At 63.4% G+C, this 11,393-nt stretch carries 11 protein-coding genes; 1 reads left to right on the top strand and 10 read right to left on the bottom strand.

Features of this window, described 5'->3' with window-relative positions; genetic code table 11:
- Positions 1-8: 8 nt before the first annotated feature.
- From ACCD03_RS17255 to ACCD03_RS17210, 10 genes are all read right to left on the bottom strand, one after another.
- On the bottom strand, positions 9-449 hold the full coding sequence (locus ACCD03_RS17255; RefSeq protein WP_325649412.1) for a YchJ family protein: 441 nt from the start codon (positions 447-449) through the stop codon (positions 9-11).
- Positions 449-1,138, bottom strand: coding sequence for an HAD family hydrolase (locus ACCD03_RS17250; RefSeq protein ID WP_045202364.1), 690 nt, complete (start codon positions 1,136-1,138; stop codon positions 449-451). Before ACCD03_RS17250 ends, ACCD03_RS17255 begins: the two co-directional genes overlap by 1 nt.
- A 63-nt stretch (positions 1,139-1,201) precedes the next feature.
- Positions 1,202-1,807, bottom strand: a complete 606-nt coding sequence (locus tag ACCD03_RS17245) for a 2-hydroxychromene-2-carboxylate isomerase (RefSeq protein ID WP_325649414.1) — start codon at positions 1,805-1,807, stop codon at positions 1,202-1,204.
- 40 nt (positions 1,808-1,847) lie between these two features.
- The gene (locus tag ACCD03_RS17240; RefSeq protein ID WP_325649416.1) at positions 1,848-2,978 is read right to left on the bottom strand and encodes an acyl-CoA dehydrogenase family protein; all 1,131 of its coding nucleotides are present in this window, start codon (positions 2,976-2,978) and stop codon (positions 1,848-1,850) included.
- A gap of 10 nt (positions 2,979-2,988) precedes the next feature.
- A complete protein-coding gene (locus ACCD03_RS17235) occupies positions 2,989-3,702 on the bottom strand; it encodes an SDR family oxidoreductase (protein WP_325649418.1) in 714 nt (237 codons plus the stop codon).
- Positions 3,703-3,711: 9 nt separating this feature from the next.
- A complete protein-coding gene (locus tag ACCD03_RS17230; RefSeq protein WP_045202370.1) occupies positions 3,712-4,893 on the bottom strand; it encodes an acetyl-CoA C-acetyltransferase in 1,182 nt (393 codons plus the stop codon).
- Positions 4,894-5,555: 662 nt separating this feature from the next.
- Positions 5,556-6,236, bottom strand: coding sequence for a carbonate dehydratase (can, locus tag ACCD03_RS17225; protein WP_092973629.1), 681 nt, complete (start codon positions 6,234-6,236; stop codon positions 5,556-5,558).
- 23 nt (positions 6,237-6,259) lie between these two features.
- A complete protein-coding gene (gene aceK / locus ACCD03_RS17220; protein WP_045202371.1) occupies positions 6,260-8,095 on the bottom strand; it encodes a bifunctional isocitrate dehydrogenase kinase/phosphatase in 1,836 nt (611 codons plus the stop codon).
- Between the two features lie 159 nt (positions 8,096-8,254).
- Positions 8,255-9,436, bottom strand: a complete 1,182-nt coding sequence (locus ACCD03_RS17215) for an isovaleryl-CoA dehydrogenase (RefSeq protein WP_004633702.1) — start codon at positions 9,434-9,436, stop codon at positions 8,255-8,257.
- 178 nt (positions 9,437-9,614) lie between these two features.
- A complete protein-coding gene (locus ACCD03_RS17210; RefSeq protein ID WP_045202376.1) occupies positions 9,615-10,112 on the bottom strand; it encodes a MerR family transcriptional regulator in 498 nt (165 codons plus the stop codon).
- 185 nt (positions 10,113-10,297) lie between these two features.
- Here ACCD03_RS17210 and ACCD03_RS17205 point away from each other — a divergent pair, with 185 nt between their 5' ends.
- Positions 10,298-11,377 (top strand): MBL fold metallo-hydrolase, encoded by a 1,080-nt coding sequence (locus ACCD03_RS17205; protein WP_413412384.1) that lies wholly within the window; start codon positions 10,298-10,300, stop codon positions 11,375-11,377.
- Positions 11,378-11,393: the final 16 nt, after the last annotated feature.

The raw sequence follows: 11,393 nt of genomic DNA, 5'->3' as shown, positions 1-11,393 counted from the left end.
GGTGCGGTTCAGTCAGGGAAGGTGCCGTCGACGTACAGCCAACGGCCTTCGGCGGATTCAACGCCGCTGGCGTCCAGGCGGACGAAGCGGCTGGTTTCATGCAGGCGATGCGCGCGGCCGCCCACCTTGTAGCGCGCGACGAATTCCACCGTCGCGTGCGTGGCGTCTAGCGGCGTGTGGCGCTTGACGTCCAGGCCGAGCCAGCGCGTGGCGGTGGCCTCTGCTTCACTGGTTTCCAGGTCGGCAGGGCAGGTGGACGGATGCCACGTGCGGCGCAGGTACGCCGCGTCGCCCAGCACGTAGGCGCTGTAGCGCGAGCGCATGAGCTGTTCGGCCGTTGCCGGCACGGCGTCACCCGCGTGGAAAGGGCCGCAGCAGCGCGCATAGGCGCCGTTGCCGCAAGGGCAAGCGTCGGCTGGGCCGATGGGCCCGGTTTGTGCGGCAGGCATCAGGCCAGCAACTCCGGCAGTTCGCGCATGTCGGTGAACGTGCGGGTGGCGCCGGCGGCGATCAGCGGGCCCGGCGCATTGCGGCCGGCGTACGCGAGCACCGTCATGCCGGCAGCGTGCCCGGCGGTGACACCCGTGGGGCTGTCTTCGATCACCAGGCAACGCGACGGCGAGACCCCCAGGCTGCTGGCGGCCAGCAGATACACATCGGGTGCGGGCTTGCTGCGCGCGACTTCGGTCGCCGAGAAGATGCGCACGTGCGTGGGCTGGAAGTGCTCGATCAGCCCGGTGCGATTGAGCTGCAGTTCAACCTTCGTGCGATCGGCGCCCGAGGCCACCGCCATCGGCAGGCCCAGCCTGGAGAGCACATCGATGGCGTGCGCGATATGCGGCACGGCTTCCACCTCGGCTTCGAGCAGCGCGTTGCGGCGCGCGTGGAAGGTGGACAGCCAGTTCGGCGGCAGCGGTTCGCCACGCATCTCGGCAATCGCATCCAGTTCTTCGCGGATGGCCTTGCCGAGGAAGCGCTTGATGGAATCTTCCGGGCTGATGCTGATGCCAAGCTCGGTCAGCATCTCCCAGATCAGGCGGTTGACGAGCGGTTCGCTGTCGACCAGCACGCCGTCGCAATCGAAGAGGATCGCGTCAAAGCGCGGGTGGTTCGAAACAGAGGAGGTCACTGCGGTCATGCGTTCTTCGTAAAGGGTTCGTCGGCGGCGGCTGGTACATCCGCCGCCTTCGTGGATGTCGTCTTATATGCGTCCGTCGCGCAGCAACGCTTCAATCTGGTCAAAGCGGTCGAAGCCCCAGAATGCTTCGCCGTCGACGATCACGTAGGGCGAGCCGAACACGCCGCGCGACATGGCCAGGTCGATTTCGGCCTTGAGCTGATCCTTGATCTGCTGGCTGCTTGCGCCGGCGTTGAGCGCAGCACCGTCGATGCCCATGGCGTCGGCAATCTTCATTACCTCCGCCGGTTCGCCGATGTTGATGTCGTCCACGAACAGCGCGCGGTAAAGCGCACGCGCAAAGTCGATGGCGCGGTCGCCGCCGTGGTGGTCATGCACCCACAGCGTGGCGCGCGCTGCGTATTGCGTGGGCAGCGGGAAGTGCGTCGGCTTGCGGTATTCGATGTCGTTGAAGCGTGCGGTGCGCTCGAAGTCGCGCCAAGCGTAATCGCCCTTGAGCGGCACCTGCGGCAGCGGGGAGCCACCGGTGGTCTTGAACACAACCCCCAGCAGGATCGGGTGCCATGCCGTCGCCCGGTTGTACCGCTGGGCGAGTTCTTCCACGCGCGTGCTGGCGAAGTAGCCGTACGGCGATGAGAAGTCGAAGTAGAAATCGATGGCCCCGTTCATGATGTGCTCCCCTGTTGTGCTGCGCCTTCCCCGAAAATGCCTACGCCAGAGCGCGGGCGATCAAGATCTTCTGGATATCGCTCGTGCCTTCGTAGATCTGGCACACGCGCACGTCGCGGTAGATACGCTCCACCGGGAAGTCGCTGACGTAGCCGTAACCGCCAAAGACCTGGATGGCATCGGAGCAGACGCGCTCGGCCATCTCGCTGGCGTTGAGCTTGGCCATGGCCGCCTCTTTCAGGCACGGCAGCCCGGCGTCTTTCAGGCTGGCGGCATGCCAGACCATCTGTCGCGCCACATCCACGCGCGTGGCCATCTCGGCCAGGCGAAATTGCACCGCCTGATGCGCGAACAGCGGCTGGCCGAAGCTCTCGCGCTCCTTGGCATACGCCAGCGCGGCTTCGAAAGCCGCACGCGCCATGCCCACGCTCTGCGCGGCAATGCCGATGCGCCCGCCTTCCAGCCCGGACAGCGCCATTTTGTAGCCCGCGCCTTCTTCGCCCAGCAGGCAATCGGCGGGGATGCTGCAGTCTTCGAACACGATCTGCGCCGTGTCGGACGAGTGCTGGCCGAGCTTGTCTTCGAGCCGCGCGACGATGTAGCCAGGCGTGTTGGTTGGCACCAGGAACGCGCTGATGCCGCGCTTGCCTGCTGCCTTGTCGGTTACGGCCATGACGATCGCCACGTCGGCATGCTTGCCGCTGGTGATGAACTGCTTCACGCCGTTCAAGACCCAGTGGTCGCCATCTCGCACGGCCGTGGTGCGCAGCGCCGATGCATCGGAGCCGACGTGCGGCTCGGTCAGGCAGAACGCGCCCAGCATCTCGCCGCGCGCCAGCGGCACGAGCCACCGCTGCTTCTGCGCGTCATTCGCAAACGCCATCAGCATGCTGCACACGGGGCAGTTGTTCACGCTGATGACGGTGGAGGTGCCACCGTCGCCGGCAGCAATTTCTTCCAGAATCAACGCCAGCGACAGGTAGTCGAGCCCCGCACCGCCCAGTTCTTCGGGCACGGCCACGCCATAGGCGCCCAGCTCGCCCAGCTGGCGGTGCACGTCTTTCGGGAAGGTCGCTTCGCGGTCCCATGCGGCTGCGTGCGGCACGATCGCCTCGCGCACGAACGTGCGGATGGCGTCGCGAATCATCTCTTGCTCTTGGGTCAGCAGCATCGTTCCGGCCTCACCATTCAATGACGCTGCCGTCGTAGTTGCGGAACCCGCCGTTGTCGGCGCGCGTGGCACCGGCAATGACGCGGCGGATGCCGGCCACGCTCTCCTGCGGCGAGATGGCCGCGCCTGCGCCGCCCATGTCTGTCTGTACCCAGCCGGGGTGGAAGGTCAGGCACGTGGCGTTCTTGGCGTCGATCGACACCCCGCGCAGCACGGCATTCACCGCCGCCTTACTGGCGCGATACAACCAGCCTCCGTTGCCTGTCATGTCCCCAATGCTGCCCATGCGGCTGGAGATGACGGCGAGCACGCCGCCGGTTTCGTCCAAGCCATTGCGTCCGGCTTCCACCATCGGCAGCACCGCAGGCAGCACGCCCATCGGCGCCCACACGTTGGTGTGCATGACGGCATCGAAATCCGCCTGGCTGACGGGCGTGGCGCCCTGCGTGCGCGGGCCGTAGATGCCCGCCACGTAGATCGCCACGTCCAGCGCTTCGCCGTCCAGCTTCCATGCCAGGCCGGCAACGGCATTGGCGTCGGTCAGATCAAGCACGTGCGTTTCCGCGCCCAATGCCTGCAGCGCCTGCGCGGCTTCTTGCGTGCGCACGGTGGCAATCACGCGCCAGCCATCCGCACGGTATTGCTTGACCGTTTCCAGGCCGATGCCGCGCGACGCGCCCAGGATGAGCGCGGTGCGCGTGCGGCGGGACGTTGCGTTCGTCATGCGCGTGCCTTAGTAGAGTTCGATGCCGACGGCCGTGGCTTCACCGCCACCGATGCACAGGCTTGCCACGCCGCGCTTGCCGCCACGGTGTTGCAGGGCGCCCAGCAGCGTCGCGATCAAGCGCGCGCCCGACGCGCCGATCGGATGGCCCAGCGCGCACGCGCCGCCGTTCACGTTCACTTTTTCGTGCGGGATGTGTAGGTCGTGCATGGCGGCCATCGGCACCACGGCAAACGCCTCGTTGATCTCGAACAGGTCAACGTTGCTCGAGTTCCAGTCGAGCTTCTTGAACAGCTTGTCGATGGCTGTGACCGGCGCCGTGGTGAACCAGCCCGGCGCTTGCGCGTGCGTGGTGTGGCCCAGCATCACCGCCAGCGGCGTGATGCCGAGTTGCTTGGCAGTCGACTCGCGCATCATCACCAGCGCGGCCGCACCATCGTTGATCGACGAAGACGACGCGGCCGTCACCGTGCCGTCTTTCTTGAAGGCAGGCTTGAGCGAGGGGATCTTGTCGACCTTGATGCGGCGCGGGCCTTCATCGGTATCGATGACGGTGTCGCCGGCTTTGCTCGACACCGTAACGGGCGTGATCTCCCAGCGGAACGCGCCGGATTCGGTGGCCTCTTGCGCGCGGCGCACGGACGTCATCGCGAAGTGGTCCTGGGCCTCGCGCGTGAAGCCGTATTTCTCGGCGCAGTCCTCGCCGAAGGTGCCCATTGCACGGCCCTTGTCGTAGGCATCTTCCAGGCCGTCGAGCATCATGTGGTCGTAGATCATGCCGTGGCCGATGCGGTAGCCGCCGCGGCCTTTCGGGATCAGGTACGGCGCGTTGGTCATGCTTTCCATACCGCCCGCAACCACAACGTCCAGCGACCCTGCGAGCAGCGCGTCGTACGCGTTCATGGCGGCGCGCATGCCCGAACCGCACATCTTGTTGACCGTGGTGCAGCCGACTGACAGCGGCAGGCCCGCGCCCAATGCGGCCTGACGTGCCGGTGCTTGCCCCTGCCCCGCAGGCAGGACGCAGCCCATGATGACTTCTTCAATCTGTTCCGGTTTCAAACCCGCACGCTCGACTGCCGCGCGGATGGCAGCGGCGCCGAGTTGCGGAGCAGTGAGGCTGGCGAGTTCGCCCTGGAAGGCGCCCATTGGGGTACGGGCGGCGGAGGCGATGACGATGCGGTCGGACATTTCTGCAATCTCCTGGAACTGTGCTTGGGACAGGTTCTGCACTTGTGGTGCAGGGTTTGTGTGTCTCTTGCTTTTTGCGTGGGCCTTGGTGGTCCATCTGCGTTTCGTCCCCTGCCGGGGCCGACTCACTTTCTTTGTCTTGCCAAAGAAAGTAAGCAAAGAAAGGCGCGCCCAAGATGGCGACCCCTTCCTTGAATTTTCGTAACCATGCGGAGACGGGAAAAACTCGCTGCGCTCAAACAGTTTCCCGTCTTGCTTCCGCCCGCTTACGAAAATTCAAGACGCCATCAAGGGCAGGAACGTCAACGGCCAAACCGTTGGTGCGCATGTCCTGTCAGGCGCTTGTTTGTTGCTGTGCTGCCGTTTGCTTTGCCCCGCGTCTTGCCGCGTACTTACTACTGCGTTTGTGCTGCGATGGTGTGGCCGTTAATGCCCTAGATGGCGCCTTGAATTTCTGTTGCAGGGAGGAAAAAGAGGGGAGGCTGTTTGAGCGAAGCGAGTTTGCCTCTCCTCCCTCCCTGCGACATAAATTCAAGGAGTCTTTCGCCATCTCGGGCGCGCCTTTCTTTGCTTACTTTCTTTGGCAAGACAAAGAAAGTGAGTCAGCCCCGGCAGGGGATGAAACAGGGGTGAACCACAACCCAAAAATCCAAAACAAAAAATCAGAACCCCACCGGACTAGGCGTACTCCCTTCCTTCCCATAATTCAGCCAAGCCTCACCAAGCTGAGCATGCAGTTCCTCATTGGAGCTCGCCGCCATCCCCAGATTGCGCAACATCCCGTCCTTCACGCCGTAAATCCAGCCATGAACGGTCAGCGGCTGCCCGCGATCCCAAGCGTCCTGCACGATCGTCGTCAGGCACACGTTGTTGACCTGGTGAATCACGTTCAGCTCGCACAGCCGGTCGTGCTGATCCTGCTCGCGGACCACCGTGCCGAGATACGTCTCGTGTTGCTCGGCCACGTCACGTACGTGACGAATCCAGTTGTCGGCCAGCCCGAAACGTTGCTTCGTCAGCGCTGCCTTCACACCCGAACAGCCGTAGTGGCCCACCACCGTGATGTGCCGGATCTTCAGCACTTCCACCGCAAACTGCAGCACCGACAGGCAGTTCAGGTCTGAGTGCACCACCACGTTGGCGATATTGCGGTGGACGAACACCTCGCCCGGCGGCAGACCGATGATCTGGTTGGCAGGCACGCGCGAATCCGAGCAGCCGATCCAGAGGTATTCCGGGTTCTGCTGGTTGGCCAGGTTGGAGAAAAAATCCGGGTCTTCAGCGTGGACGCGCTCGACCCATTTCCGGTTGTTCTCGAACAGCTCTTTGATGCGATGTGGCATGGTTTCCCGTCGTGTTGAGAGGGTTAAGCGGCGGCGCGCTGCAGTGTCGTGTTGTCTTGGGCTGCGTTGTCGGGCGCGCTCGCGCCGTAGCGATTGACGAAGCGTTCGGCTGCGTCATACGCGTAGAAATCGTGCATCTGCCCGGAGAGCAGGCGCTCCTTGTACCCCTGCCACATGGAGGCTTCGAAGAAGTCTGCGTGGTGTTTGAGGAAGGCTTCGCGCACGCGCGGGTCGCCAAGCAGGAACGTGCGGTATGTCTCTGGAAAAATGTCGTGCGGGCCGACGCTGTACCAGACCTCGCCGGACATCTCTTCTTCTTCGGTGCGCGGCTGGGGAACGGTGCGGACATTGCAGTCGGTGAGATATTCGATCTCGTCGTAGTCGTAGAAGACCACGCGGCCGTGGCGCGTCACGCCAAAGTTCTTGTACAGCATGTCGCCCGGGAAGATGTTCGCGGCGATGAGTTCCTTGATGGCGTTGCCGTATTCGATGATGCCGTGTTCGACTTGCGCATCGGTGCCTTCGTGCAGCCAGATGTTCAGCGGTGTCATGCGGCGCTCGATGTAGACGTGGCGGATGACGATCTCTTCGCCGCCGTCGTCGCTGCGCTGGTATTCGACCATTGAGGGCGCGTGCTTCTCCAACTCCTTGATGAGGTCCTCATCAAAGCGCGAGAGCGGGAAGGCCACGTCGGAATACTCCAGCGTATCGGCCATGCGCCCCACGCGATCATGGCGCTTCACAAGCTGGTACTTGCTCTTGATCAGCTCGCGCGTGGTTTCCTTCGGCGGCGGGAAGTAGTCCTTGATGACCTTGAATACGTATGGGTACGAGGGCAGCGTGAACACCAGCATCACGAGGCCCTTGATGCCGGGCGCGATGATGAACTTGTCCGACGAGTGCTGCAGATGATGCAGGAAGTCGCGATAGAACAGGTTCTTGCCCTGCTTCTGCAAGCCGAGCGAGGTGTAGATCTCGGCGCGCGGCTTGCGCGGCATCAGGTCACGCAGGAAGGTCACGTAGGCAGACGGAATCTCCATGTCCACCATGAAATACGAGTGCGTGAACGAGAACAGGATCAGCAGTTGTTCTTGCTGCAGCAGCACCGTGTCGAGCGAGAGCTGGCCCGCGGCATTGCGCAGGATTGGCACGGCCAGCGGGAACGTCTTGTCGCCGTTGATCACGCGGCCAATGATGTACGCCGCTTTGTTGCGGAAGAACAGCGACGACAGCACATGGATCTGGAAATTCGGCGCGATGCGGAAGTCGCCGAAATGCTCGCCCACCGCGCGCACGATGTAGCCGATGTCGCGTTCGAGATCTTCAAACGGCGCGTTGAGCTGGAAGTTGTGGACGATGCGCTCGAAGCAGGGGCCCAGGCCGTCGCGTGTGCCTGGGTAGTAGGCGCGGTACGTCGGCTTGGTGGGCGACTCTTCGTTCTCGATGTATTCCGTCGAGATGGCCGGGCGCACGAAGATGAAATCGTTGTTGAAGTACGAGCGATGCAGGATGCGCGTACACACCGAGTTGAAGAAAGTTTCGGCGCACTCGGGCTGGTGATGGTTGGTCAGCAGGCCGATGAAATGCAGCTTGATCTGTCGCCAGATCTCGTCGTCGATGTTCTCGGCGTCGTATTCGTCTTCGAGGATGACCGACGCTTCGCGCACGCGCTCGTCGTAGTAGGCGATGCGGTCGCGCTGCAGTTGCTGCAGGCCGGCCCAGTCCCCGGTCTCGAACGCAGTCTTGGCCTGTACGCTGACTTCCCGGAACAAGCGATAGTGCTTGTCGAAGCCGTCGAGCATCGTGCGGGCAACGTCAAAGGCGATCTGCGACGAGAGGAGCTTGGGGAAATGGGACATGGCGTGTGCGCGGGGAGGGGCAGGGAAGCGGCGAAACCAGCAAACCAGGCAGACCTAGATTGTAGGGTCTTCGGTGCCGTGTTCGCGTCCTGAAACCGTTGCGCCTCCTTATCCGTTTGGCTGATGGCCCCGTGCCACCAGCCCGCCTGCTCCCGCCCGTTACATCGTCTCTGCGTACAGCTCCCGGCCGATCAGCATGCGGCGGATTTCCGACGTGCCGGCGCCAATTTCGTACAGCTTGGCGTCGCGCCACAGGCGGCCGACCGGGAATTCGTTGATGTAGCCATTGCCGCCCAGGATCTGGATGGCTTCGCCGGCCATCCATGTGGCCTTCTCGGCGGTGTAGAGGATCACGCCGGCGCAGTCCTTGCGCACCTGGCGCACGTGGTCGCGGCCCAGTGAGTCGAGGTTCTTGCCCACCGTGTACAAGTACGCGCGGCATGCCTGCAGCGTGGTGTACATGTCGGCCATCTTGCCCTGGATGAGCTGGAATTCGCCAATGCTCTGGCCAAACTGCTTGCGGTCGTGGATGTACGGCGTGACCACGTCCATGCAGGCCTGCATGATGCCGATCGGACCGCCGGAGAGCACGGCGCGCTCATAATCCAGGCCGCTCATCAGCACCTTGGTGCCACCGTTTTCCTGGCCGAGGATGTTTTCCACCGGCACTTCCACGTTCTCGAACACCAGCTCGCCCGTGTGCGAGCCGCGCATGCCGAGCTTGTCCAGCTTCTGCGCCACCGAGAAGCCCTTCATGCCCTTTTCGACGATGAACGCCGTCATGCCGCGCGCGCCCAGTTCGGGTTCGGTCTTGGCGTAGACGACCAGCACGTCGCAGTCGGGGCCGTTGGTGATCCACATCTTGGTGCCGTTGAGCACGTATCGGTCGCCTTTCAGCTCCGCGCGCAGCTTCATGCTGACGACGTCAGAGCCGGCATTCGGCTCGCTCATCGCCAGCGCACCGACCCATTCGCCAGACACAAGCTTGGGCAAGTACTTGGCCTTCTGAGCTGCCGTGCCGTTGCGGTGGATCTGATTCACGCACAGGTTCGAGTGCGCGCCATACGACAGGCCAACCGACGCCGAGGCGCGGCTGATTTCTTCCATGGCGATCATGTGCGCCAGGTAGCCCATGTTGGCGCCGCCGTACTCCTCGGCCACCGTGATGCCGAGCACGCCCAACTCACCCATCTTGCGCCACGCGTCCATCGGGAACTGGTCGGTGCGGTCGATTTCGCCGGCACGCGGTGCCAGCTCGCCCTGCGCCCAATCGCGCACGGCCGAACGCAGCATCTCGATGTCTTCGCCCAAGTCGAATTTCAGGCCGGGCAGATCAATCATGGTGGTCTCCTTGGGCGCGGCTCAAGCCGCTGGTGTCTCTGAGTAATGGGTCCGGCGCTGTGCGGTGTGCGCCGCTTGTGGCGGTCGCACCGGTGCCGGAAGGGTGCTTCAAGGTGTTGCGTATTGTATTGACGTTTACGTAAACGTCAATGACCGGTCGTTACGTAGATTTGCGGAATCAGGCGGCCTTGCGTCGCTTGGGCGGCTTGCCCGTTCCGGCCTGCGCCTCTTCCAGCAAGCGGCGGCACTGGCGCTCATGCTGGTCGATCTCGGCCAGTTGCGCGTTCAGATCTTCCAGTTGCTGCGTGAGCACCGCACGGTGTTGCGCCAGCGACGCCAGGAAGCGTTCCAGTTGCGGCACCGTATCGCGCGGCGACTCATACAGATCCAGGATCTCCTTGATCTCGCCCAGCGACAGACCGAGCCGCTTGCCGCGCAGGGTCAGCTTCAGGCGCGTGCGCTCGCCGGCCGAATACACCCGGCGACGCCCGCCGGGGCCTTGGCGATCCGGGGCCAGCAGGCCCTGGTCTTCGTAGAAACGGATGGCGCGCGGCGTGATGTCGAACTCGCGGGCGAGGTCGGTGATGGTGAAGCTTGCGTCGGCAAGCTCACCGGCATCGCCCGATTCAAGATCGGCGGCGAGCGCAGCGGCGGCAGACGGAGTAGAGGCAGACATACGGCGGGGAACGGAATAACGACAGAGGTGTGATGACACATGCACGCCAGGCTGCGACATTAAGTTTTCGCTTAAGATGGAAGACCGGCGGCAAATTGACGTTTACGTTAGCGTCAATGACGCCAAACCGCAATCGCAAAGACCGCCCCGAAGCACCCAAAGGCGGCGACCGAGACCACATCCCCATGAACGCGCTCGAACACCAACTCGACTATCCCTTTGGCGACACGCTTCCCGAAGGCGGCACGCGGTTTGAAGTCGCCCCCGGCGTCTACTGGCTGCGCATGCCGCTGCCCTTTGCGCTCGATCACATCAACCTCTGGCTGCTGCGTGATCGACAGGACGGGCAGGAGGGCTGGACGATCATCGATTGCGGCATCAACCACGAAGCAATTCGCGGGTACTGGGAAACGATCTTCGCGAACCACCTCGACGGCCTGCCGGTGCTGCGCGTGCTCGTCACGCACTGCCATCCGGACCACGTTGGCCTCTCGAACTGGCTGTGCGAAGGCGGCGACGAAAAGCGCTGGAACGTGCGCCTGTGGATGAGCCTGGGCGACTACGCCTTCGCACGCATGCTGGTGGGCGGCACGGGCGCGTCGAACGCCGGCGGTGAATTTGCCGCGCGCCATTTCGAGCGCCACGGCTTGACGGACCCGACCTCCATCGAAGGCATCCGCAACCGCAAGGATTACTACAGCACGCTCGTGCCCGGCGTGCCGAGCCAGTACCGTCGCCTGATGGATGGCGATATCGTTTCCATCGGCAAGCACAAGTGGCGTGTCATCACAGGCTTCGGCCACGCGCCCGAGCACGTCGCGCTTTACAGTGAAGATGCCAACGTGCTGATTTCCGGCGACATGGTCTTGCCGCGCATCTCCACCAACGTGAGCGTGTTCGATCTGGAACCCGAAGCGGATTCGCTCACGCTGTATCTGGATTCGCTGGGCAAGTACGAGCCGCTGCCTGCGAATGTGCTGATCCTGCCGTCGCACGGACGGCCGTTCCGCGGGTTGCATACGCGCATCCAGCAACTGCGCGACCACCATGCCGATCGGCTGGCCGAAACGTTGGCTGCGTGCAAGGCCGCGCCGCAATCGGCTCGCGACATCGTCAACGTCATCTTCAAGCGCCAGTTCGATGTGCATCAGATGACCTTCGCGATGGGCGAGGCGCTTGCCCACCTGCATGCGCTGTGGCATCGCGGCGAACTGGTGCGCGAATCTGGCGCGGACGGTATCGTTCGATTCCACGCAACCGCATAAACTGCGCAACCCGCTT

The sequence above is a fragment of the Ralstonia sp. Ralssp135 genome, assembly GCF_047304345.1.
Lineage (GTDB): Bacteria > Pseudomonadota > Gammaproteobacteria > Burkholderiales > Burkholderiaceae > Ralstonia > Ralstonia chuxiongensis.
The sequence above is the reverse complement of the archived record's forward strand: the minus strand, read 5'-3'. Positions and strand labels throughout refer to the sequence as shown.